At 35.5% G+C, this 25530-nt stretch carries 23 protein-coding genes and 5 tRNA genes; 25 read left to right on the top strand and 3 right to left on the bottom strand.

The window, feature by feature from the left end:
* Window positions 1-185: 185 nt before the first annotated feature.
* Window positions 186-698 carry a VOC family protein gene (locus FAF07_RS03030; protein WP_142783722.1) on the bottom strand — a complete coding sequence of 171 codons (513 nt, stop codon included), beginning with the start codon at window positions 696-698 and terminating at the stop codon, window positions 186-188.
* An 80-nt stretch (window positions 699-778) separates the two neighbouring features.
* Entirely contained in the window at window positions 779-1189 is a 411-nt protein-coding gene (locus FAF07_RS03025; RefSeq protein WP_142783721.1) for a DUF2721 domain-containing protein, read from the bottom strand.
* A gap of 154 nt (window positions 1190-1343) precedes the next feature.
* On the opposite strand from FAF07_RS03025, the gene FAF07_RS03020 reads away from it, so the two are divergent.
* From FAF07_RS03020 to FAF07_RS02900, 25 genes are all read left to right on the top strand, one after another.
* On the top strand, window positions 1344-2567 hold the full coding sequence (locus tag FAF07_RS03020) for a DUF2851 family protein (RefSeq protein ID WP_317130324.1): 1224 nt from the start codon (window positions 1344-1346) through the stop codon (window positions 2565-2567).
* Window positions 2568-2584: 17 nt separating this feature from the next.
* A complete protein-coding gene (locus FAF07_RS03015) occupies window positions 2585-2812 on the top strand; it encodes a PspC domain-containing protein (RefSeq protein WP_142783718.1) in 228 nt (75 codons plus the stop codon).
* Window positions 2813-2816: 4 nt separating this feature from the next.
* A complete protein-coding gene (locus FAF07_RS03010) occupies window positions 2817-3836 on the top strand; it encodes a potassium channel family protein (protein WP_185956505.1) in 1020 nt (339 codons plus the stop codon).
* Window positions 3837-3944: 108 nt separating this feature from the next.
* Window positions 3945-5591 (top strand): alanine/glycine:cation symporter family protein, encoded by a 1647-nt coding sequence (locus FAF07_RS03005; RefSeq protein WP_142783715.1) that lies wholly within the window; start codon window positions 3945-3947, stop codon window positions 5589-5591.
* 50 nt (window positions 5592-5641) lie between these two features.
* Window positions 5642-6532 carry a ComEA family DNA-binding protein gene (locus FAF07_RS03000; protein WP_142783714.1) on the top strand — a complete coding sequence of 297 codons (891 nt, stop codon included), beginning with the start codon at window positions 5642-5644 and terminating at the stop codon, window positions 6530-6532.
* 47 nt (window positions 6533-6579) lie between these two features.
* Entirely contained in the window at window positions 6580-7746 is a 1167-nt protein-coding gene (locus FAF07_RS02995) for an acyl-CoA dehydrogenase family protein (protein WP_142783713.1), read from the top strand.
* Window positions 7747-8018: 272 nt separating this feature from the next.
* Window positions 8019-9410, top strand: coding sequence for an alpha-amylase (locus FAF07_RS02990; RefSeq protein ID WP_142783712.1), 1392 nt, complete (start codon window positions 8019-8021; stop codon window positions 9408-9410).
* A gap of 84 nt (window positions 9411-9494) precedes the next feature.
* Complete coding sequence (gene rpsU, locus FAF07_RS02985; RefSeq protein ID WP_142783711.1) at window positions 9495-9689, top strand: 30S ribosomal protein S21; 195 nt, start codon at window positions 9495-9497, stop codon at window positions 9687-9689.
* Between the two features lie 180 nt (window positions 9690-9869).
* Window positions 9870-10760 carry a tyrosine-type recombinase/integrase gene (locus tag FAF07_RS02980; RefSeq protein ID WP_142783710.1) on the top strand — a complete coding sequence of 297 codons (891 nt, stop codon included), beginning with the start codon at window positions 9870-9872 and terminating at the stop codon, window positions 10758-10760.
* 37 nt (window positions 10761-10797) lie between these two features.
* Window positions 10798-11100 carry a ribosome hibernation-promoting factor, HPF/YfiA family gene (gene hpf, locus FAF07_RS02975; protein WP_142783708.1) on the top strand — a complete coding sequence of 101 codons (303 nt, stop codon included), beginning with the start codon at window positions 10798-10800 and terminating at the stop codon, window positions 11098-11100.
* Between the two features lie 103 nt (window positions 11101-11203).
* Window positions 11204-11277 (top strand) — tRNA-Thr (locus FAF07_RS02970).
* 81 nt (window positions 11278-11358) lie between these two features.
* Window positions 11359-11440 (top strand) — tRNA-Tyr (locus tag FAF07_RS02965).
* 177 nt (window positions 11441-11617) lie between these two features.
* A tRNA-Gly gene (locus tag FAF07_RS02960) sits at window positions 11618-11690 on the top strand.
* A 70-nt stretch (window positions 11691-11760) separates the two neighbouring features.
* Window positions 11761-11832: transfer RNA gene (locus FAF07_RS02955), tRNA-Thr, on the top strand.
* A 71-nt stretch (window positions 11833-11903) separates the two neighbouring features.
* Complete coding sequence (gene tuf / locus FAF07_RS02950) at window positions 11904-13091, top strand: elongation factor Tu (protein WP_142783707.1); 1188 nt, start codon at window positions 11904-11906, stop codon at window positions 13089-13091.
* A 77-nt stretch (window positions 13092-13168) separates the two neighbouring features.
* Window positions 13169-13241: transfer RNA gene (locus FAF07_RS02945), tRNA-Trp, on the top strand.
* A gap of 122 nt (window positions 13242-13363) precedes the next feature.
* Window positions 13364-13561, top strand: coding sequence for a preprotein translocase subunit SecE (gene secE / locus FAF07_RS02940; RefSeq protein WP_142783706.1), 198 nt, complete (start codon window positions 13364-13366; stop codon window positions 13559-13561).
* 11 nt (window positions 13562-13572) lie between these two features.
* A complete protein-coding gene (gene nusG / locus FAF07_RS02935; RefSeq protein ID WP_142783705.1) occupies window positions 13573-14127 on the top strand; it encodes a transcription termination/antitermination protein NusG in 555 nt (184 codons plus the stop codon).
* Between the two features lie 75 nt (window positions 14128-14202).
* Window positions 14203-14640 carry a 50S ribosomal protein L11 gene (gene rplK / locus FAF07_RS02930; protein WP_142783704.1) on the top strand — a complete coding sequence of 146 codons (438 nt, stop codon included), beginning with the start codon at window positions 14203-14205 and terminating at the stop codon, window positions 14638-14640.
* 20 nt (window positions 14641-14660) lie between these two features.
* Entirely contained in the window at window positions 14661-15350 is a 690-nt protein-coding gene (gene rplA, locus FAF07_RS02925) for a 50S ribosomal protein L1 (RefSeq protein WP_142783703.1), read from the top strand.
* A 19-nt stretch (window positions 15351-15369) separates the two neighbouring features.
* Window positions 15370-15891: a 50S ribosomal protein L10 gene (gene rplJ / locus FAF07_RS02920; protein ID WP_142783702.1), complete on the top strand. Its 522-nt coding sequence runs from the start codon at window positions 15370-15372 to the stop codon at window positions 15889-15891.
* 66 nt (window positions 15892-15957) lie between these two features.
* Entirely contained in the window at window positions 15958-16332 is a 375-nt protein-coding gene (gene rplL, locus FAF07_RS02915) for a 50S ribosomal protein L7/L12 (protein WP_142783701.1), read from the top strand.
* Window positions 16333-16455: 123 nt separating this feature from the next.
* Complete coding sequence (gene rpoB / locus FAF07_RS02910) at window positions 16456-20268, top strand: DNA-directed RNA polymerase subunit beta (protein WP_142783700.1); 3813 nt, start codon at window positions 16456-16458, stop codon at window positions 20266-20268.
* Between the two features lie 82 nt (window positions 20269-20350).
* Window positions 20351-24652 (top strand): DNA-directed RNA polymerase subunit beta', encoded by a 4302-nt coding sequence (gene rpoC / locus FAF07_RS02905; RefSeq protein ID WP_142783699.1) that lies wholly within the window; start codon window positions 20351-20353, stop codon window positions 24650-24652.
* Window positions 24653-24791: 139 nt separating this feature from the next.
* Window positions 24792-25109 carry a DUF3467 domain-containing protein gene (locus FAF07_RS02900; RefSeq protein ID WP_142783698.1) on the top strand — a complete coding sequence of 106 codons (318 nt, stop codon included), beginning with the start codon at window positions 24792-24794 and terminating at the stop codon, window positions 25107-25109.
* A gap of 69 nt (window positions 25110-25178) precedes the next feature.
* Here FAF07_RS02900 and FAF07_RS02895 read toward each other — a convergent pair whose 3' ends face one another.
* Window positions 25179-25412 carry a (4Fe-4S)-binding protein gene (locus FAF07_RS02895; protein ID WP_142783697.1) on the bottom strand — a complete coding sequence of 78 codons (234 nt, stop codon included), beginning with the start codon at window positions 25410-25412 and terminating at the stop codon, window positions 25179-25181.
* Window positions 25413-25530 lie beyond the last annotated feature (118 nt).

Genomic DNA, 25530 nt, shown 5'->3' with positions numbered 1-25530 from the left:
AGGCGTAAAAATACAATTATTTACGAGGATAAAAAACGGAACTTGTTAACACTTGATGATAAGTTGTTTAAACGAATAAGTATAGTAATGTAATTCGTTTGTGAACGTAAATTGGGTTTATCCTTCAATAATTTTAAATCAATTTCTTTAAATAACAATGATGAATTTTAGATTTGTTTTAATCTTTATTCAGAATAAGCTCCAGATGAATATGTGAGTTCGTAACTATGTGTATATATTTCAAAGACAATCCCAAATGGATCCTCAACATAACACATTTTAAAGGGTTTTTCATCAGGATAGTACGCTCTAATAGGCATGCGCTGTTTCCCACCATAGGATACAATTTTATCAATGAGTGCTTCTATATTTGGATCTTGAACACAAAAATGAAAAAGACCCGTGTTAAACGGATTAAATTCTGGAGCTTCTTTAACACCATGGGGAAAAGAGAATAATTCGATCCCAATGCCATCAGAGGTAGACATATGTGCGATTTCGAACGTCTCCCAATCGTCACCAAACACGTCGATACACATTTGCCCGATCGCTGTTTCTTTTTCTTTTTTTACCGTAGATGGGGGCATTATAATGTACCAACCCATCACTTCAGAATAGAATGTAACGGCCTCTTTAATATTAGGAACTGTGATGCCTATATGTGAAAATGATTTTGGATAATTTTGAGTTGCTGTCATGAGGTGCTTTTTTTATTAAATATAATGTGTTTTTAGTCGAATTCATTCTAAACTAATGTTAAGTAAGCCATTAAATAACACTAGTTTTCATGAATTTGGTGGTTTTCCATATCACTAATATGATGCTCCAGTGCTTTTACAGATATTTGAATTTCCTTAATTAAAAAGGCTAAGGACAAGATGAGCAAAATTAATGCAGCTCCAAATACCCAAACCGCTATGGTGTGCTGTTGGACGTAAATAAGGAACATGGTGAGTACACAAAGTAATAAACTAGTGATACCAAATATTTGCATGGAACGCGTTAAATATAACCGTTGCTTTAAGTTTTTAATTTGGGCTACCAAAGTGTCGTCTTTATGTTGCAAATACTTGTCGTGTAAATTTCTAATTACAGCGGCATAGGCTAAAAATCTATTGGTATATGCCAACATAATTAATGAAATGGCTGAAAATAATAACGCCGGTGTAGTTAATGTGAGTTGATTCATGGATACGAATTTATTCAAAGTTATGTAACTTTATACTATTGCCTTATTTGTTTTTTAATAAATTAACAGATTAATAATTTACGGATGCTTTTTCTATCTTAGTCATATGCAAGAAGATTTTATACACTATATATGGAAGCACAAGAAATTCAAAATGCATGATTTGAAAACCACAGACAATGGTGAGGTTGCTGTAGTACACTCTGGTCAGCACAACTTAAATTCTGGTCCTGATTTTTTTAATGCCCAAGTTAAAATCGATGATCAGCTATGGGCAGGAAATGTTGAAATACATATCAAGTCATCCGATTGGTTTTTGCATAATCACGAGCAAGACCCTACCTATGACAATGTTATTCTTCATGTGGTATGGGAACACGATACAGACGTATTTAGAAGCAACAATACCACCATTCCTACGGTAGTTTTAAAGGATTATATAGATGAATCTCTATTTCAGAATTATCTAAAACTCTTTTCTAAAAAAGATAAATGGATTAACTGTGAAAATGATTTTAATACAATTGATGATTTCACTTTGAATCATTGGTTGGAACGTTTGTACTTTGAACGGCTTGAGCGTAAAGCAAACGCTATTAGCGAACTATTAAAAGCGTCTAAAAATAATTGGGAGACCGTTTTATTTAAGATGTTGACAAAAAACTTTGGGTTAAAAGTGAATGGCGAAGCCTTTTTAAGTTTGGCAGAATCTGTTGATTTTTCAGTAATTAGGAAAACACAAAACGATAGAATCTCATTAGAAGCCCTTTTTATGGGGCAAGCGGGATTATTAGAACGAGATATAGACATCGGTTATCATCAAGAGTTGGATAAAGCCTATGGCTTTTTAAAACAAAAGTTTCAGTTAGATAATAGCTACGTAGTCCCACTACAGTTTTTCAGACTGAGACCATCGAATTTCCCAACGATTAGGCTGTCGCAATTGGCCAGTTTGTATCATGAACACCAGAACCTGTTTTCGAAAATTATAGCTATAAATTCAGTAGAAGATTTTTATAAATTATTTCATGTGTCCACAGCGCCTTTCTGGAAAACACACTATACCTTTGAAAAGGAATCAAAAGCCACAGAAAAAATAATCACCAAGGCTTTTGTTGATTTGCTCATTATGAATACCATATTGCCCATTAAATTTTGTTATGCACATCAAAAGGGAGCGCGGGTCCATGACGAACTTTTAAACATGGCCCATGCCATTGCTTCAGAAAAAAACACCATTGTCGATGCGTTTAATAGATTACAAAAGATTTCTAATTCCGCTTTAATATCTCAAGCGCTCATTCAATTAAAATCTGAATATTGTGACAAAAATAAATGTTTGCAATGCGCAGTTGGTAATGCGTTAATCCATAAATAAAATTGTTAAATTGCATCATGAACGATATCTATAAACCTTTGCTCTATTTCCAAAAGCATGGATACTATGTGTGTCAACGTATTGCTGAACGTTTTGGAATTCGAGCTAAAGTAGTAAGAACCACATTTATGTATCTCACTTTTGTGACCTTAGGTTTTGGTTTTGCGCTGTATTTGTTTTTAGCGTTCTGGATGCGTATTAAAGACCTTTTATATACCAAGCGCTCATCAGTTTTTGATTTATAAGTTTATGAATGCAGTGATACGTTTTTTTAGAACCCAAGTTTATACTGCCATATTATTGCCTGTAATTATTCTATTGATAGGCATTTTTGGTTATAAGCTTATATCAGGTTATTCTTGGGTTGATGCCCTTTATATGACCATTATTACCATGACCACCGTGGGTTTTGGAGAGGTACAGCCATTGGATGATCAATCGAAAATATTTACCGTATTTTTAATATTAACTAGTGTTGTTATTGTGGGTTACGCCCTTTCTATAGTCACAGAATATATTTTAAGCAAAGACCATATTGAAGAACTAAAGTATAAAAGGATGCAAAAGACAATTGATAGTTTTGATAAGCACGTTATTATTTGTGGTTATGGAAGAAATGGTAGACAAGCTGCCATAAAATTGGCTGCCTATGAAAAAGACTTTGTGGTAGTTGAAAGAAATAAAGAGGTAGCAGAACGGCTTCAATCAGACGATATTCCTTACGTAATTGGTAACGCCAATGAAGATGAGGTATTGATGCAAGCAGGTGTTGACCGTGCATCTTGTTTTATATCAGCATTACCTAGCGATGCCGATAACTTATTTGTGGTATTATCCACTAGGCAAATTAATCCTTCCATTAATATTATTAGTAGAGCCTCCCAAGAATCCTCATATAATAAATTAAAATTTGCTGGGGCCAACAATGTGATATTACCAGATAAAATAGGGGGCGACCATATGGCATCTTTGGTTGTGATTCCAGGATTAATGGAGTTTATAGATAATCTTTCCATTGTTGGTAAGTCTAATATCAATATAGAAGAAGTGGCCGTAGAGAAGTTATATATGACTAGAGATGCACGAACAATTAAGGATTTAGATCTTCGTAGAAAAACAGGTTGCACGGTGATAGGGTATAAGAATGAATTAGGAGAATATATTGTAAATCCTGAAGCGGAATTGGAATTAGCGCCACATTCAAAAATTATTGTTCTAGGGAGACCCGAACAGATAGAAGATCTAAATTCTGTGTATAACATCCACTAGCTTCCTGCCTATTTTAACAAGCAATGCTTTAACAAATCAATTATTTTTAGCATCTTGCTGGCTTTAATAATATTTTATCTAAAAAAAACTAACCAATAAAAGATAATTATGAAGAAATATCTTCTTTCAATATTTACCATTATTTTACCAATTTTATCATTTGCTCAAGACGTAGAAAAAGGCTTGGACGAAAAAGTAAATGATGCCTTTATGCCCGTAGCAACATGGTGGGAAGGTTTTGTTTTAACAACGGTACCCATAGGAGACTACAATGTGCCATTCGTGGTGCTTTTATTGGTGGGAGGAGCTACATTTTTTACAATCTACTTTAAATTTCCAAGTTTTACAAAATTCGGGTTGGCCATTAATACCGTTAGAGGGAAGTACGACGAAATTGAAGGGCATCATCACGCTCATGAAAAAGTAGCCGTTAATATAGTAGATGGCGATCTTCCTGATACCATAAGAGACGAAAGTAAAGAAGGTGAAGTAAGTCACTTCCAAGCCTTGGCAACAGCAGTATCTGGAACCGTTGGTTTAGGAAATATAGCAGGTGTGGCCGTGGCGATTGCATTGGGTGGTCCAGGAGCAACTTTTTGGATGATTATCTGTGGACTTATAGGGATGTCTACAAAATTTGTGGAATGTACGCTAGGTGTTAAATATAGAGACGTCGGACCAGATGGAACAGTATATGGAGGGCCGATGTATTATTTAAGTAAAGGTTTAAAAGAACGTGGTTTTGCCGGTATAGGAAAAGTGCTTGCGGTTATTTTTGCAATTTTATGTGTAGGCGCTTCTTTTGGTGGTGGTAACGCATTTCAATCAAACCAAGCTACGGTTCAAATATCATCCATGTTAGGATTGCAAGGTGGTTCTATGGGATTCGTAATCGGTATAATTTTAGCCATTCTTGTAGGTATAGTAATTATTGGAGGTATTAAAAGAATTGCGAGCATTACTGAAAAAATAGTACCGTTCATGGCTGGTATTTATGTTATTGCTGCGCTAGTCATTATATTCGCTAATATCAGTGATATTGGTATCGCATTCGGACTTATTTTCGATGGTGCCTTTACACCAATGGCTGGACTTGGCGGTCTTGTTGGCGTGTTAATTGTTGGTTTTCAAAGAGCAGCATTTTCAAATGAAGCAGGGGCAGGTTCTGCCGCTATTGCACACTCTGCAGTAAAAACCAATTACCCAGCTTCAGAAGGTGTGGTTGCCTTATTGGAACCGTTTATTGATACGGTTGTTATTTGTACTATGACGGCTTTGGTAATTATTTTCTTCAACATCGATGGGGGTAATATGCAAAGTGTATTTCAATATGGTGCAGCTGGTGAATCTTCTAGTAGTGTATTATTAAATGCAGATGGTAGCTCTATTGGAGGTGTAGATTTAACCTCTATGGCGTTCGATTCTGTAATCCCTGGCTTCTCATATATCTTAACGATTGCTATTGTATTATTCGCATTTTCAACCATGATTTCTTGGTCATATTACGGGTTGCAATCGTGGAAATTTTTATTTGGAAAAGGAAAAGCAGCTGATACTGCGTATAAAATTTTATTCCTAATATTTATAGTAATCGGAGCAGCAGCAACCTTAGATGCGGTTATCAAATTCTCTGATGCTATGATTTTGGCATTAGTATTTCCTAATATGATTGGGTTATTGTTCTTATTCCCTAAAGTAAGAGATGAAATGGCGAAATATGTAGGCGCTATAAAAGCAGATAAGGAACAATCTTAATACTAAATTCTATAGGCTGAATTTGATCAGCTGTAAAATGGTCTATTAAAATGAAATTAAAATCCCATGTCACGTTTTCTAAAGAACAGCGGCGTGGGATTTTCTTTTTAATTCTAATTATCATCATACTTCAGTGTGTTTACCTGTTCGGAATGCCAATCATTTTAGGTAATTCTTCAGAAGATATATCAGATAACCGAGAAAAAATCGAACGTTTTACCAAAGAGGTAGATTCATTAAGGCATGTTGAGTTAGCGGAGAATGAACCTAAAATATTTCCTTTCAATCCAAATTATATAACCGATTATAAAGGATCAACCTTAGGCATGTCCAATGAAGAAATTGATAGGCTACTAAATTTTAGGGCACAAAATAAATGGGTTAATTCTGCTGAAGATTTTCAAAAGGTCACCCATATTTCCGATTCGCTCTTAAAAGCAATAGCACCGTATTTTAAATTTCCTGAATGGGCAACCAATTCAACATCAAAAACAACATCAGCTTTTAGCTATAACAACAAATCCAAAAGCTTTGCTCAAAAAAGCGATTTAAATACAGCGACCATAGAGCAATTACAAAGAGTGAATGGTATTGGTGAAGTGCTATCAGAACGTATTATAAAATTTAGAAATAAGTTTGAAGGCGGTTTTATTGCAGATGTTCAACTTCAAGATGTATACGGCTTATCGAATGAAGTAATTGAAAGCATTACAAACGAATTTACAGTAAAAACACCCAGGCCAATTCAGAGGATAAAATTAAATGCTGCTACTATGGATGAGTTGGTGACTGTTCAGCACATTGATTATGATTTGGCACATGATATTATTGAACAAAGGCAACTTAGAGACGGTTATAAGTCATTAGACGAATTAAAAAAAGTTAAAGGCTTCCCTTTTAATAAGTTCGATATAATTAAATTATATTTGTCTCTCGATTAAAAAAATGCTGCTAAATTAGCAAGCCCAAAAACACTAAAATTTATCAAATGAATAGCATGTACTTCACAGAAGAACATAATCTTTTTAGAGAGAGTCTACAGGATTTTCTAAAAAAAGAAGTGGTTCCTAATATTGAAAACTGGGAAAAAACGGGGGTGATTGACAGATTTATTTGGAAAAAATTTGGAGATATGGGATTCTTTGGTATTAATTATCCAGAGGCATACGGTGGCTTAAACTTAGACTTGTTTTATACGGTCATATTTCTTGAAGAACTTCAGAAAATAAATTCAGGCGGATTTGCAGCGGCGATGTGGGCACATGCCTATTTAGCCATGACGCATCTTAATGCCGAAGGTAGTGAAGCCATAAAAGAAAAATACCTAGCGCCAAGTATATTGGGTGACAAAATAGGCTGTTTGTGTATTACAGAGCCTTTTGGCGGAAGTGATGTGGCAGGCATGAGGGCAACGGCAGTGAAGCAAGGCGATCACTATATCTTGAATGGCTCAAAAACATTTATTACCAATGGGGTTTTTAGCGATTACTTAATTGTGGCAGCTAAAACAACACCAGAACTTGGTAATAAAGGGATAAGTATATTCGTGATAGATCGCGAAACCGAAGGTGTCTCAGCAACCAAATTGGACAAGTTGGGTTGGAGAGCTTCAGATACTGGCGAAATTGCTTTTGATAATGTTAAAGTACCTGCGGGCAATTTAATGGGTGAAGAAAATCAAGGCTTCCCATATATTATGCAGCATTTCTCTTTAGAACGGTTAATCATGGGGATTAATGCTCATGCCCGTTCAGAATTTGCTTTAGAATATACCTTACAATACATGTCGGAGCGCGAAGCATTTGGCAGAACTATAAACAAATTTCAAGCACTTAGACATAAGGTAGCAGATTTATATACAGAGACAGAAATTTGTAAGGAATTTAATTACTCAGTAGCATACAGATTGAATAAAGGCGAGTATGTTGTTAAAGAGGCCTCCATGTCTAAACTGAAATCAACACAAGTAGCCGACGAGGTTATCTATGAATGTCTGCAGTTTTTAGGCGGTTATGGCTATATGGAAGATTATCCCTTGGCACGCCTGTTGCGCGACAGTCGTTTAGGACCAATTGGAGGAGGAACTTCGGAGATATTACGTGAGATTTTGGCTAAAATTATTATTGATAAAAAAGAATACAAACCAGCAACATAATAAAAGTTACTTTTTTGTTAAGTTATAACATCGCCTTAAAGGTTTTAACCTTTAAGGCTTTTTTTGCAAATAAATTCTCGATTCGTATAAACTAGATTTGGTTGAAGTATCAAAAAGACAATTCTTAGATTGATATTTTGCATATTATATAAAAAACATGTAAAAAAACTATTAATTTATTAACACGAAAACGTTTTCGTGAATATTTTGCTTTTGGTTAGAATTATGATTTTAGTAGGTTGCATTAACTAAATAAGCAAAAACTATTAATTATGAAAAATTTTAAAACAAGTTATCTGTGGATTTTATTGTTATTTATTTTTAGCTGTAATCAAGAACAATTATCCATAGAAGAAGTAAATTCCACCGAACAACCAAATTTATATTCAGCTTCACATCAATCAAGTCTAACTACAGGTTTGAAACCTATTGGATCTGGTGTCATGATGCAAGCATTTTATTGGGATGTTCCGGCAGGAGGTACCTGGTGGAATACGATTAATACAAAAGTTCAGGATTGGAGTGATGCAGGAATTGATGCTATTTGGCTACCTCCAGTGTCTAAAGCACAAAATGGACCTTTTTCTATGGGTTATGACCCTTTTGATTATTTTGATTTTGGTGAATATAATCAAATGGGAAGCATAGAAACACGGTTTGGATCAAGAACAGAGCTTACCACAATGATCGATAATGCGCACCAATACGGACTTAATGTAATAGCTGATATTGTTATTAATCATAATAGTGGAGGAGATAGTGAAGCAAATCCTTATACAGGAGGTAATACGTGGACAGACTTTAATCCATTATCAGGCAATTTCTATCGGTCCGCTACAGACTTTCATGAGAATAATGTCCACTCAAATGATAGTGGTGCATTTGGTGGTTTTCCAGATTTGTGCCATCATCAAACGTATGTGCAAGATTGGCTGTGGAAAAATGCAAATAGCGTAGCTAAATATTATAGAGATATTATTGGTTTTGATGGTTGGCGTTTTGATTATGTAAAAGGATTTGAACCATGGGTTGTAAAAGAATGGAAAAATGAAGTAGGAGGTTTTTCAGTAGGTGAATATTGGGATAGTAATGTGTCTACATTAGATTGGTGGACTGGAGTTGCAGAAGCAAGCGCTTTTGATTTTGCCTGTTATTATAAAATGAAAGATGCATTTGTGGGAAATAACCTGAATGCTTTAAATGATAATATGCTGTGGAAGCAAAATGCATCTAAAGCTGTAACATTTGTAACAAACCATGATACAGATGAAATAATAACTAATAAAATATTGGCATATTCTTATATTCTAACGCATGAAGGCTATCCAGCAATTTTTTATAAAGATTATGAAGAATGGTTGAATAAGGAAAGGTTGAACAACCTTGTTTGGATACATAATAATTTGGCTAGTGGTACTACAACAATTTTGCACGTAGATGATGATGAATACGTGGCAAGACGAAATGGAAATAATGGCTCGGGATTAGTTGTTTATATTAATAATTCAAATAATTGGCAAGAAAGATGGGTTGAAACCAATTGGTCCAATACACTTATTAAAGATTATACTGGACACTCAAGTTGGCAGCCTGTAACCCAAGGAGGTAAATGGGTGAAAATCCAAGTACCACCAAAAAGTTATTCTGTTTGGGCTCCAAATTAAAAAAATAATAAATTTGAGAATAGGAAATAAAATAGTTTTATATTTGCATCCTGAAAATTCTAAAAGAGAGGAGGTTAAGACACTATGTTAATAGTACCAATTAAAGAAGGAGAAAATATAGATAGAGCGTTAAAGCGTTATAAGCGAAAGTTTGACAGAACTGGAACTAAACGTCAATTACAAGTACGTAAGCAGTTTAACAAACCTTCTGTTTTACTTAGAGCGCAAGTTCAAAAAGCAAAATACATCCAAAAATTCAGAGATGCAGAAAATGTTTAGTATGCAACTCTAATAACATTAAATCCCGCTTTTTAAGTGGGATTTTTTTTGCCTTAAACTTAAAAACAAAGAATATTGTAAAATAAAACGTTGTATCTTGAACACTGAACACTGAACACTGAACACTGAACACTGAACACTGAACACTGAACACTGAACACTGAACACTGAACACTGAATATGCCTTTCAAACCGTTTACAGATTATTTATTGTTAGAAAAAAACTATTCTGCTTTAACAGTCAAAGCTTATTTAAATGATTTAGTGCGTTTTTCAGAATTTGTAAAATCTGAATACGATACAGATGATGTGAGTCAGGTTAATTATTTGCAAATAAGATCTTGGATTGTGCTTTTAGTAGAATCAGGAATAGCCAACAGAAGCATCAACAGAAAAGTATCGGCATTAAATACCTATTATAAGTTTCTTTTAAAAGTAGGCGATATTAATATAAATCCGCTTGCAAAACACAAAGCTTTAAAGACCAGTAAAAAAATTCAAGTGCCTTTTTCAGAAAAAGAAATAGCGTCAGTGTTAGATGATGCTAAGTTTAAGGACAGTTTCGAAGGTGTGCGTGATAAGTTAATTATAGAACTATTCTATTCAACGGGTATCAGGCGCATCGAGTTGGTGGAATTAAAGCTGACTAGTTTTAATATACATAACAAGACGTTAAAGGTGTTAGGTAAGAGAAATAAAGAACGCATTGTACCGTTATTACATGCAGTGAGTACCACATTGGAAGCCTATTTAAAAAAGCGTGAGGATTTGCCAAGTATTTCAGATGAAGAAATATTGTTTTTAACGAAAAAAGGCGTTAAAATATATGAAACCCTTGTTTACAGAATAATAAATGATTATTTTAGTTTGGCGTCTTCAAAAGTAAAAAAGAGTCCACATATATTGAGACATTCTTTCGCTACGCATTTACTAAATCAAGGCGCAGATTTAAATGCGGTTAAAGAACTTCTGGGGCACTCAAGTTTAGCGGCAACTCAAATTTATACACATAATAGTATTAGTGAGTTGAAAAAAGTGCATGTTAATACACATCCAAGAAGTAAAAAATAGAAGCATATAATTTATTGTCTAACCAAAACAAAGTAGTATGAAAGTAAACACGCAATCCGTTAATTTTAATGCAGACCAAAAGCTAATTGATTTTATTCAAAAGCGCATGGATAAATTAGATTTATTTTATGATAAAGTCATTAAATCAGATGTTTATTTAAAATTAGATAACACTAACAATAAAGAAAATAAGATATTTGAAGCGAAATTAAGTGTTCCAGGAGATAGTTTTGTAGTAAAAAAGCAATGTAAAAGCTTTGAAGAAGGTCTAGATATGGCAGCTTCATCACTAGAAAGACAGTTAAAAAAACGAAAAGAAAAATTAAGAGCACATTTATAGTAAAATTTCTTAAAAAATGTTTTGAATAAAAAAATTATTATATACATTTGCAGTCCGTTAGAAATAGCGGACTTTTTTTATGCGGAAAACTGCTAAAAAAAACGCCGATGTAGCTCAGCTGGCTAGAGCAGCTGATTTGTAATCAGCAGGTCGTGGGTTCGAGTCCCTCCATCGGCTCAAAACTTCCTGCGAAGGCAGGAATCTCAAAACATTATTTGGTTTGAGCAAGTTCTTAAAAATAATGAAATAAATTCAATTGGGGAGATACTCAAGCGGCCAACGAGGGCAGACTGTAAATCTGCTGACTACGTCTTCGCAGGTTCGAATCCTGCTCTCCCCACAAACAATTTTTAATAAGGAGTTGTCAAAAGCTGGCTTTTGTAAAACTGCATTTAAAAATTGGTTGGATTGGGTCACCAATCCAGGATCACCGACCGAAGGGAAGGTAATCCAAAAAAAACATGAATAGATTTTTGAAATATTGAAAACCATTAGTTAAGGAAACTTAATTATAAATGCGAGAGTAGCTCAGTTGGTAGAGCGTCAGCCTTCCAAGCTGAATGTCGCCGGTTCGAACCCGGTCTCTCGCTCTATAAATTTACGAGTTACGATATGCGATTTACGAATCGTAAATCTTGAATCGGCAATCGTAAATAAATTGCCGGTGTAGCTCAGGGGTAGAGCGTTTCCTTGGTAAGGAAGAGGTCACGAGTTCAAATCTCGTCATTGGCTCTATAGTTAAAGATTAAAAAGTAGAATACACTAATATTATTATATAACTAAGATTAAATTATTAAAAAAACATGGCAAAGGCAACTTTCGATCGTTCAAAACCACATTTAAATATTGGTACAATTGGACACGTAGATCACGGTAAAACAACTTTAACTGCTGCTATTACTAAAGTATTAGCTGATGCAGGTTTCTCAGAAGCAAGATCATTCGACCAAATTGATAACGCTCCAGAAGAAAAAGAAAGAGGTATAACAATTAATACTTCTCACGTAGAATATGCAACAGCTAATCGTCATTACGCGCACGTTGACTGTCCAGGTCACGCCGATTACGTAAAGAACATGGTTACAGGTGCTGCACAAATGGATGGTGCCATTCTTGTTGTTGCGGCAACAGATGGTCCAATGCCACAAACCCGTGAGCATATCTTATTAGGTCGTCAAGTAGGTATTCCTAGAATTGTTGTATTCATGAATAAAGTGGATATGGTTGATGATGAAGAATTAATCGAATTAGTAGACATGGAAGTAAGAGACTTATTGTCTTTCTATGAATATGATGGCGATAACGGTCCTGTAATTGCAGGCTCTGCTTTAGGTGCACTTAACGGTGAACAAAAATGGGTGGATACTGTATTGGAATTAATGGAAGCTGTTGATACTTGGATTGAAGAGCCTTTAAGAGAAGTTGATAAGCCTTTTTTAATGCCTATCGAAGATGTATTCTCTATTACTGGTCGTGGTACTGTTGCAACTGGTCGTATTGAAACGGGTATTGCTAACACTGGAGATCCTGTAGAGATTATTGGTATGGGTGCACAGAAATTAACTTCTACTATAACAGGTATTGAAATGTTCCGTCAAATCCTTGATAGAGGTGAAGCCGGAGATAATGCAGGTATCTTATTAAGAGGTATTGAAAAATCACAGATTTCTCGTGGTATGGTAATTACTAAGCCAGGATCTGTAACACCACATGCTAAATTTAAAGCTGAGGTTTATATCCTTAAAAAAGAAGAAGGTGGCCGTCATACCCCATTCCATAATAACTACCGTCCACAGTTTTACGTTCGTACAACTGACGTAACAGGAAACATTGCGCTTCCTGATGGTGTTGAAATGGTTATGCCTGGAGATAACTTAACAATTACTGTTGAGCTGATTCAACCAATTGCTATGAACGTAGGTTTACGTTTCGCTATCCGTGAAGGTGGTAGAACAGTTGGTGCTGGTCAGGTAACTGAGATATTAGACTAATACAGTTTAAATAAATACTAAGCTAAGGTATTCCTCCCGATAGTCATCGGGATTTCGGAATACCTTGACTTATATTTACGGGTTTAGCTCAGTTGGTAGAGCACTGGTCTCCAAAACCAGGTGTCGGGAGTTCGAGTCTCTCAACCCGTGCTTAAAAAGAAACTTGCTTCATAGTAGAGTGAATTTCTCATAAAACAATAAACTGAAAGGCTAAATTTCTCATTTAATATACCCTTAACGGAAAATTAATCCTTTTAAAACAATAATTATAAATGGCTGGAATTGTAAATTATATAAAAGAATCCTTCGGTGAGCTTAAGAATAATGTGAGTTGGCCTACATGGGCAGAAGCACAAAGTTTAACAGTTTTGGTAGCGGTGTTTTCCATTATATTCTCTTTAGCAATTTGGGGTGTAGATACAGTGTTCAGCAAGGTCATAGCATTTTACTTTGAATGGATTAACGGTTAAAAGAAGATTTTATGTCTGAAGGAAGTGAAAAAAAATGGTATGTTATTCGGGCCGTAAGTGGTCAAGAAAATAAGATTAAGACATATATTGAGAATGAAATCGCTCGTTTAGGTCTTCAAGATTATGTTGATCAGGTTTTAGTACCTACCGAGAGAGTCATCCAAATACGTAACGGAAAAAAAGTACATAAAGAAAAAGTTTTTTTCCCAGGATATATTATGGTTCAAGCCAATTTAACTGGTGAAGTACCGCACATTATTAGATCGGTAACCAACGTTATTGGATTTTTAGGTGAAACAAAAGGAGGAGATCCTGTGCCGTTAAGGCAGTCTGAAGTAAACAGAATGTTAGGTAAGGTTGATGAGTTGTCTGTTGAAGAAAGTGCAAATGTTGCCATTCCATTTACCAAAGGTGAAACCGTTAAAGTTATTGACGGTCCATTTAATGGATTTGATGGTACTATTGAAAAGATAAACGAAGAGAAGCGTAAACTAGAAGTCATGGTTAAGATTTTCGGAAGAAAAACACCATTAGAGCTAAGTTATATGCAAGTTGAAAAAGTATAATAAGTGTTACACTATATAAATGATGTGTTCTTGGGCTTCCACCTATAAAGTACATATCAAATTAAATTATTAAAAATGGCAAAGGAATTAGGTAAAGTAGTTAAGTTACAAGTTCGGGGAGGTGCTGCGAATCCGTCGCCACCGGTTGGACCCGCTTTAGGAGCTGCAGGTGTTAACATCATGGAGTTCTGTAAGCAATTCAATGCTAGAACACAAGATAAGCCAGGTAAAGTATTACCAGTGGTGATATCTGTTTACAAAGACAAATCATTTGACTTTGTAATCAAAACGCCTCCGGCAGCAGTCCAATTATTAGAAGCAGCCAAGGTGAAAAAAGGTTCTGGAGAGCCAAACCGAAAAAAAGTAGCTAAAGTATCTTGGGATCAGATTAAAACTATTGCAGAAGACAAAATGGTAGATTTAAATGCATTTACTACTGCGTCTGCTATGAAAATGGTTGCTGGTACAGCGAGATCTATGGGAATAACCGTAACAGGAAAATTTCCTAATTAATCTATTAAAGACATTAAAAAATGGCAAGATTAACAAAAAAGCAAAAAGAGGCTTTAGCAAAAATAGAAAAAGGAAAACTTTATTCTGTTGATGAAGCATCAGCATTGATTAAAGAAGTTACCAATACTAAATTTGATTCATCAATAGATTTAGCAATACGTTTAGGAGTAGATCCACGTAAAGCAAATCAAATGGTGAGAGGGGTTGTATCGCTTCCTCATGGTACTGGTAAAGATATGAAAGTATTAGCATTAGTAACTCCAGATAAAGAAGCAGAAGCTAAAGAAGCTGGAGCAGATTACGTTGGTTTAGACGAGTACCTTGATAAAATCAAGGGTGGTTGGACAGACGTAGATGTCATTATTACCATGCCAAGTGTAATGGGTAAGTTAGGTCCTTTAGGACGTGTATTAGGCCCACGTGGTTTAATGCCTAACCCAAAAACAGGTACGGTGACTATGGATGTTGCAAAAGCCGTAACAGAGGTGAAAGCTGGTAAAATTGACTTTAAAGTTGATAAAACGGGTATTGTTCACGCTGCTATAGGAAAAGCATCATTTAGTGCTGATAAAATTGCAGGTAATGCAAATGAATTATTAACAACAATAATGAAACTGAAACCAACTGCATCAAAAGGTATTTACGTAAAAAGCATATTTATGTCTTCTACAATGAGTCCTAGTGTAGCTGTTGATCCTAAAATCGGTTAATTAGTTAAAGACTTTTATTATGACAAGAGAAGAAAAATCACAAGTAATCGAAGAGTTAACTGTACAATTAGCTGATAATGCTAACATTTATTTAGCAGATATTTCAGGATTAAATGCAGGTACTACTTCAAACTTACGTCGCGCTTGTTTTAAGGCCAACGTACAGTTAGCGGTTGTTAAAAACACATTGCTTGAAAAAGCTATGGAAGCTTCTGATAGAGATTTCGGAGACCTTCCAACAGTTTTAAAAGGAAACACCTCAGTAATGTATTCAGAAACTGGAAATGCTCCAGCTAAGGTAATTAAAGCTTTTAGAAAAAAATCAGACAAACCTTTATTAAAAGGCGCGTTTATTGAAGAAGCGGTTTACATTGGCGATGAGCAATTAGATATGTTAGTAGATATCAAATCTAAAGAAGAATTGATAGGAGAGATTGTTGGTTTATTACAATCTCCTGCTAAAAACGTTATATCAGCACTTCAATCAAGTGGTGGTAAACTTTCAGGTATCTTAAAAACATTATCTCAAAAAGAGGGATAATACTTAAATAGTACGCACTTTATTACAATTATATTATTATTAAAAATTTATTAAAACGATAGAAAAATGGCAGATTTAAAAGATTTCGCAGAACAATTGGTTAACCTTACGGTAAAAGAAGTAAATGAGTTAGCTACTATATTAAAAGATGAGTATGGTATCGAGCCTGCTGCTGCTGCTGTAGCAGTTGCTGCTGGCCCTGCTGCTGGTGGAGACGCTGAAGAAGCTCAAACTGAGTTTGATGTTATCCTTAAAGCCGCTGGTGGTTCTAAATTAGCAGTTGTTAAATTAGTAAAAGAATTAACAGGTCTTGGCTTAAAAGAAGCTAAAGGTTTAGTTGACGATGCACCAAGCCCAATTAAAGAAGCAGTTTCTAAAGATGAAGCTGAAGCATTAAAAGCGCAATTAGAAGAAGCTGGAGCAGAGGTTGAGCTTAAGTAAGCTTAACAACCAAACAACATAAAGGTTTAGGTCTGGAGGTTATCTTCAAGACCTAAACCATTTTGCGTATATAATATTTAAGTACGCTATCACTATTTTTTTTAATCAAAATTCCGTCCATTGATGTTATCAACACAAGCTGAAAGATTAAATTTCTCCTCTATTGTAAATAGAACGGAATATCCGGATTTCTTGGATATTCAGATTAAATCCTTCCAGGATTTTTTCCAATTAGAAACAAAATCTGAAGAAAGAGGTGATGAAGGTCTGTATAATACCTTCATGGAAAACTTCCCAATTACAGATTCACGTAATCAATTCGTTTTAGAATTTCTAGATTACTTTGTAGACCCACCAAGATATGCTATTGATGAGTGTATTGAAAGAGGACTTACTTACAGCGTTCCGCTAAAAGCAAGGTTAAAGTTATATTGTACGGACCCTGAACATGAGGATTTCGAGACCATTGTTCAAGATGTGTATTTAGGAACAATACCTTACATGACGCCAAGTGGTACATTTTGTATCAATGGTGCAGAACGTGTTGTAGTATCTCAATTGCACCGTTCACCAGGTGTGTTTTTTGGTCAATCATTCCATGCCAATGGAACAAAATTATATTCAGCAAGAGTTATACCATTCAAAGGATCTTGGATAGAGTTTGCTACAGATATCAATCAAGTGATGTATGCTTACATTGATAGAAAGAAAAAATTACCTGTTACGACACTTTTCCGTGCTATTGGATTTGAGCGTGATAAGGATATTTTAGAGATTTTTGATTTAGCCGAAGAGGTCAAAGTATCAAAATCTGGATTAAAAAAATACTTAGGAAGAAAATTAGCAGCACGTGTTTTAAACACATGGCATGAGGATTTTGTTGATGAAGATACAGGCGAGGTAGTATCTATCGAGCGTAATGAAATTGTGCTTGACCGTGATACTGTTCTTGATAAAGAAAATGTTGAAGAGATTCTTGAAGCTGGTGTTAAAACCATCTTATTACATAAAGAAAGTGCTGAGCAAGGGGATTATGCCATTATTCATAATACCCTTCAAAAAGATCCAACGAATTCTGAAAAAGAAGCCGTTGAACATATCTATAGACAATTACGTAATGCTGAGCCGCCAGATGAGGAAACAGCACGTGGTATTATAGATAAGTTGTTCTTTAGTGACCAACGTTACTCTTTAGGAGAAGTAGGTCGTTATAGAATGAACAAGAAATTAGGTTTGGATATCGGTATGGATAAGCAAGTGCTTACCAAAGAAGATATCATCACCATTATAAAATACTTAATCGAGCTTATCAACTCAAAAGCAGAGATTGATGATATTGATCACTTATCTAACCGTCGTGTACGTACTGTTGGTGAGCAATTATCTCAACAGTTTGGAGTTGGTCTAGCGCGGATGGCACGTACTATTCGTGAGCGTATGAACGTTCGTGATAACGAGGTGTTTACACCAATAGATTTAATTAATGCAAAGACCTTATCTTCTGTTATTAATTCATTCTTTGGTACCAATCAGTTATCACAGTTTATGGATCAAACCAATCCATTAGCCGAAATTACGCATAAGCGTCGTTTGTCTGCTCTTGGACCTGGAGGTTTATCTAGAGAGCGTGCAGGATTCGAGGTTCGTGATGTACATTATACGCACTACGGACGTTTATGTCCTATTGAAACGCCAGAGGGACCAAATATTGGTTTAATATCGTCACTTTCAGTATTTGCGAAAGTGAACTCTATGGGCTTCATCGAAACGCCATATAGACCAGTAACTGATGGGGTGGTTGATATTAAAACCGAACCTATTTATTTAAGTGCTGAAGAAGAGCAAGATAAACTGATTGCGCAAGCTACAGTTAAGGTTGATGAAAACGGTAAGATTCTGCATGACAAGGTTATTGCAAGAATGGAAGGCGATTTCCCTGTAATTGATCCTGTTGGATTACATTATACAGATGTTGCACCAAATCAAATTTCATCTATATCTGCATCTTTAATTCCGTTCTTAGAACATGATGATGCAAATAGAGCCTTGATGGGATCTAACATGATGCGTCAAGCAGTGCCGTTATTAAGAGTTGATGCACCAATTGTAGGAACAGGTCTTGAACGTCAAGTAGCTTCAGATTCGCGTGTGTTGATAAATGCTGAAGGTGATGGAGAAGTGCTGTATGTTGATGCCAATGAGATTAAAATAAAATATGCTCGTACTGAGGATGAAGCTAAAGTAAGTTTTGATAGCGATATTAAAACCTATCAATTAGTGAAATTCAGAAAAACAAACCAAGGCACTTCTATTAACCTTAAACCAATCGTGGTTAAAGGTAATAAGGTAACTAAAGGTCAAGTTTTATGTGAGGGGTATGCGACTCAAAAAGGCGAGCTTGCTTTAGGTAGAAATATGAAAGTGGCCTTTATGCCTTGGAAAGGGTATAACTTTGAGGATGCGATTGTGATTTCTGAAAAAGTGGTTCGTGAAGATATTTTCACATCGATTCATATTGATGAGTATTCTTTAGAAGTTAGAGATACAAAGTTAGGAAACGAAGAGTTGACTAATGACATTCCTAACGTTTCTGAAGAAGCGACTAAAGATTTAGATGAAAACGGAATGATTCGCGTTGGTGCCGAGGTTAAACCTGGCGATATCCTAATTGGTAAAATCACACCTAAAGGAGAATCCGATCCAACACCTGAAGAAAAGTTATTACGTGCGATTTTTGGTGATAAAGCTGGTGATGTAAAAGATGCATCCTTAAAAGCATCACCTTCATTAAATGGTGTTGTAATTGAGAAGAAATTATTCGCTAGAGCGGTAAAAGACAAACGTAAAAGAGCTCAGGATAAAGATGATATTTTAGCGCTTGAAGCACAATACGATAGAAAGTTTGATGATTTACAGGATGTTTTAATCGAAAAACTTTTCGCTATTGTAAATGGTAAAACGGCTCAAGGTATTTTTAATGATTTAGGTGAGGAAGTATTACCAAAAGGTAAAAAATTCACACTTAAAATGTTAAATGCTGTTGATGATTATGCGCATTTAGTGTCTGGAAAATGGACAACAGATGATCATACGAACAAATTAGTAGCCGATTTGATTCACAACTACAAAATTAAGGAAAACGATCTTCAAGGGTCTTTACGTCGTGAGAAGTTCACTATTTCTGTAGGTGATGAGTTACCGGCAGGTATCATCAAATTAGCTAAAGTTTATATTGCTAAAAAGCGTAAACTTAAAGTTGGAGATAAAATGGCAGGACGCCACGGTAACAAAGGTATTGTGGCTCGTATCGTTCGTCAAGAAGATATGCCATTCTTAGAAGATGGAACACCTGTTGATATTGTATTGAATCCACTTGGTGTACCATCACGTATGAATATTGGTCAGATTTATGAAACGGTTCTTGGATGGGCTGGTCAAAAATTAGATCGCAAATACGCCACACCAATCTTTGATGGTGCAACAATAGATCAAATTAACGAATTTACAGATGAAGCTGGAATTCCAAGATACGGGCATACGTATTTATACGATGGAGGAACAGGTCAGCGTTTCGATCAGCCAGCAACTGTTGGTGTGATCTATATGTTGAAACTAGGACATATGGTAGACGATAAAATGCACGCGCGTTCTATTGGACCTTACTCATTAATTACTCAACAACCTCTTGGTGGTAAAGCACAATTTGGTGGTCAGCGTTTTGGTGAGATGGAAGTTTGGGCACTTGAAGCGTACGGCGCATCAAGTACCTTACGAGAAATTTTAACTGTAAAATCTGATGATGTTATAGGTAGAGCCAAAACTTACGAAGCAATCGTAAAAGGCGAACCCATGCCAGATCCAGGGTTACCAGAATCGTTCAACGTACTTATGCACGAATTGAAAGGTTTAGGTTTGGATATCAGATTAGAGGAGTAAAATATAGTTAGCAGTTACAGTATCCAGTTGGCAGTTTATGCCAGATACTGAATACTGAGACTGAGACTGAAAACTTAAGAAAATGGCAAGAAAACAAGACAAGAATACAGTAAAGCGGTTTAATAAAATCTCTATTGGTTTAGCATCACCAGAATCTATTTTAGCAGAGTCTAGAGGTGAGGTTTTAAAACCAGAAACTATCAATTATCGAACGCACAAACCGGAGCGTGATGGTTTGTTCTGTGAGCGTATTTTTGGTCCTGTAAAGGATTACGAATGTGCCTGTGGTAAATACAAACGTATTCGTTATAAGGGTATTGTATGTGACCGTTGTGGTGTAGAAGTTACAGAGAAGAAAGTACGTCGTGATAGAGTAGGGCACATCAATTTGGTGGTTCCTGTGGCACACATTTGGTATTTCCGTTCTTTACCGAACAAAATAGGTTACTTATTGGGCTTACCATCTAAGAAATTAGATATGATTATTTACTACGAACGCTACGTAGTTATTCAACCAGGTAATGCTAAAAATGAAGAAGGTGAGCCATTGCAAAAAATGGACTTCCTTACTGAAGAAGAATATTTAAATATTTTAGAAGCGCTTCCTCAAGATAATCAATACTTAGATGATACAGATCCAAACAAGTTCCTTGCGAAAATGGGAGCAGAGTGTTTAATCGAATTATTATCTAGAATAGATTTAGAAGCACTATCATATGAGTTGCGTCATAAAGCCAATACTGAAACGTCTAAACAACGTAAAACAGAAGCTTTAAAACGTTTGCAAGTTGTTGGTGCCTTACGTGATTCTAATAAGAACAGAGAAAATCGTCCAGAATGGATGATTATGAAGGTTATTCCAATCATTCCACCAGAATTGCGTCCGTTAGTGCCGTTAGATGGTGGGCGTTTTGCAACGTCAGATTTGAATGATTTATACAGAAGGGTTATTATCCGTAACAACCGTTTAAAACGATTGGTTGAGATTAAAGCGCCAGAAGTTATTTTACGTAATGAAAAACGTATGTTACAAGAGTCAGTAGATTCATTATTTGATAACACACGTAAATCATCTGCTGTAAAAACCGATTCTAACAGACCATTAAAATCACTTTCAGATTCACTTAAAGGTAAGCAAGGCCGTTTCCGTCAAAACTTATTGGGTAAGCGTGTTGATTATTCTGCACGTTCTGTAATTGTTGTTGGACCAGAATTAAGATTATTCGAATGTGGATTGCCTAAAAACATGGCAGCGGAACTGTACAAGCCTTTCGTAATTAGAAAACTAATTGAAAGAGGGATTGTAAAAACTGTAAAATCTGCAAAGAAAATTATAGATAAAAGAGAGCCTGTAGTTTGGGATATTTTAGAGAATGTTCTTAAAGGACATCCTGTATTACTAAACCGTGCGCCTACATTACACCGTTTGGGTATCCAAGCATTCCAACCAAAATTAATTGAGGGGAAAGCGATTCAATTACACCCATTAGTGTGTACGGCTTTTAACGCCGATTTTGATGGTGACCAAATGGCGGTACATTTACCACTAGGTCCAGAAGCTATTCTTGAGTGTCAATTATTAATGTTGGCATCACATAATATTTTGAATCCAGCTAATGGTTCGCCAGTAACGGTACCTTCTCAAGATATGGTACTTGGTCTGTATTATATGACCAAACTGCGTAAGTCTACACCAGAAGTTAAAGTATTGGGAGAAGGCCTTACGTTTTATGCACCAGAAGAAGTTGAGATTGCTTTCAATGAGAAGAAAGTAGATTTGAATGCGGGTATTAAAGTAAGAACACTTGATATTAATGCTGATGGTAAACTAGAACCAATGATTATTGAAACGACTGTAGGTCGTGTATTATTTAATCAAAAAGTTCCAGAAGCAGCAGGATATATTAATGAAGTATTGACTAAAAAGTCATTAAGGGATATTATTGGTAGCATTCTTAAGTTTACATCAGTGCCAGAAACGGCTGATTTCTTAGATGAAATTAGGACTTTAGGGTTTAAGTTCGCTTTCCAAGGTGGCTTGTCATTCAGTTTAGGTGATATTATCATTCCGCCAGAAAAGCAAGGTATGATTGATAAAGCCAATGGCTTAGTTGATGGTATTATGGGTAACTATAATATGGGACTTATTACCAATAACGAACGTTACAACCAAGTTATTGATATCTGGACGTCTACAAATGCTGAATTGACAGAATTGTCTATGAAGCGTATTCGCGAAGATCAACAAGGATTTAACTCGGTGTTTATGATGCTTGATTCTGGAGCACGTGGATCTAAAGAACAGATTCGTCAGCTAACAGGTATGCGTGGATTAATGGCAAAACCGAAAAAATCAAATGCTGGAGGTGGTGAAATTATTGAAAATCCAATTCTTTCTAACTTTAAGGAAGGGCTTTCAATTTTAGAATACTTTATCTCTACACACGGTGCACGTAAAGGACTTGCAGATACGGCTCTTAAAACGGCAGATGCAGGTTACTTAACAAGACGTTTAGTAGATGTTTCTCAAGATGTGATAATTAACACAGAAGATTGTGGCACTCTAAGAGGTGTGGAAGTCGAACCATTGAAGAAAAATGATGAAGTTGTTGAAACTTTGGAAGAAAGAATCGTTGGTCGTGTATCTTTAAATGATGTTTATAATCCTTTAACAGATGAGTTGTTAGTAGCTGCTGGTGAGTTAATTGAAGATCCTATAGCAAAAGCTATTGAAGCATCTCCAGTTGATGCCGTCGAAGTACGTTCAGCTTTAAGTTGTGAAGCCTTACAAGGTATTTGTGCAAAATGTTACGGACGTAACTTGGCCACAGGTAAAATGGTACAACGTGGAGAAGCGGTAGGTGTAGTTGCTGCTCAATCTATTGGAGAACCTGGAACGCAGTTAACGTTACGTACATTCCACGTGGGAGGTATTGCAGGTAACATTTCAGAAGAAAATAAATTGGCTGTTAAGTTTGACGGTATCGCTGAAATTGAAGATCTAAAAACAGTTAAAGGAAAAGATAATGAAGGAAATGACATTGATATTGTTATTTCTAGAACTTCTGAACTTAAATTAACAGATAAGAAAACAGGTATTTTATTAAGTACTAATAATATTCCTTACGGTTCCTCTATATTTATTAATAGTGGGGATAAGTTAAGTAAAGGTGATGTGGTTTGTTCATGGGATCCATACAATGGTGTTATTATTTCAGAATTTGCTGGTCAAGTTAAATATGAAAACATCGAACAAGGGATTACCTATCAAGTAGAAATTGATGAGCAAACAGGTTTCCAAGAGAAAGTAATTTCTGAATCAAGAAACAAAAAGCTGATTCCAACACTTCATATTGAAGATGGAAAAGGTGGAACGATTCGTTCGTATAACCTACCAGTAGGGGCGCATTTAATGATTGACGATGGGGAGAAAATTAATGTTGGTAAGATATTAGTTAAAATTCCACGTAAATCTGCAAAAGCAGGTGATATTACAGGTGGTTTACCACGTGTAACAGAGTTGTTTGAAGCACGTAACCCTTCTAATCCAGCAGTTGTTAGTGCTATTGATGGTGTGGTTTCTTTCGGAAAAATCAAGCGTGGTAATCGTGAGATTATTGTAGAATCTAAACTAGGTGATATTAAGAAATACTTAGTAAAATTATCTAATCAAATTCTTGTACAAGAAAATGATTATGTAAAAGCAGGTATGCCTTTATCTGATGGGTCTATTACACCAAACGATATCTTAAATATTAAAGGCCCTTCAGCGGTGCAGCAATATTTAGTAAATGAAGTACAAGAAGTATATCGTTTACAAGGTGTGAAAATTAATGATAAGCACTTTGAGGTTGTTGTAAGACAAATGATGCGTAAAGTGCGTATTATTGATTCTGGTGATACTATTTTCTTAGAAGATCAATTGGCACATAAAGCTGATTTTATTTTAGAAAATGATGCCATTTTTGGAATGAAAGTGATTGAAGATGCTGGAGATTCTGCAAATCTTAAACAAGGACAAATAATCTCACCTCGCGATTTAAGAGATGAGAATTCTATTTTAAGACGAGAAGATAAGCAGCTAGTGGTAGCAAGAGATGCGAAGTCTGCAACAGCGACACCAATTCTTCAAGGTATTACTAGAGCGTCACTTCAAACGAAATCATTTATTTCTGCAGCATCCTTCCAAGAAACAACTAAAGTACTTAATGAAGCTGCGGTTGCAGGTAAAGTAGATACTTTAGAAGGCTTGAAAGAGAATGTCATTGTTGGACATAGAATTCCAGCAGGAACAGGTATGCGTAGTTATACAGATATCATCGTTGGGTCTAAAGAAGAGTTTGACGAAATGATGCAGGTAAAACAAGAATTAAATTATAATTAAATGAGATCCAAGTTTCATGAGCCGAAGGGGAAGTGAAACTTGTAAGTCGAATTTATGCTGAGCGTAGTCGAAGCATCTCATAAAAATAAAAGCCTTCATGTTAGTAACTTGAAGGCTTTTTATATTTAAAATTAAAATTATGGCAAACGAAAAAGAGCAACCCAAACAAGGACAAATTAATATTGAATTGGATGAAGCTGTAGCAGAAGGTATTTATTCTAACCTAGCAATAATCAATCATTCAGTCTCTGAGTTTGTAGTGGATTTTGTGAGTATTATGCCAGGGATTCCAAAAAGCAAGGTAAAATCAAGAATTATATTAACGCCTCAGCACGCTAAACGTTTGTTAAAAGCGCTGGGTGAGAATATAAATAGATTTGAAAATGCGCATGGTGAAATTAAAGATTATGAGCAGCCACCAATACCTCTAAACTTTGGGCCAACTGGTCAAGCATAACATTAAAAAAGCCCTATGAATTTAAATTCATAGGGCTTTTTTTCTAATCAACACTTAATTGAATATGAATTATGAAGCTTGTTTTTTCTCATGACGCTTATACTTTAAAGCACCAGAAGGACAACGATTAATTTGTTTAACAATCTTGTTGGTTTCGGTGGCATCCAAATCAATCCAAGGAATTATAGACAGTCTAAAGACCTCTGATAATTCACTAGCACATTTTTCTGCATGTATGCATATACGAGGTTCAAATGTGACCGTAATCTCCTCGTTACTGTAAACGTTGGCTTTTGTTTCCATAGGTTAATCATTATTTGGGATTATGATTATGCAATAAATGTAACTAACTACAACGTTGTAGTTATAATTTATTTGTTTAAAGTTTAAATAAAAACGATAATTGGATGACGCGTACAAT

Source organism: Changchengzhania lutea (genome assembly GCF_006974145.1).
Classification (GTDB): domain Bacteria; phylum Bacteroidota; class Bacteroidia; order Flavobacteriales; family Flavobacteriaceae; genus Changchengzhania; species Changchengzhania lutea.
This window is presented reverse-complemented; position numbering and strand designations above follow the sequence as displayed.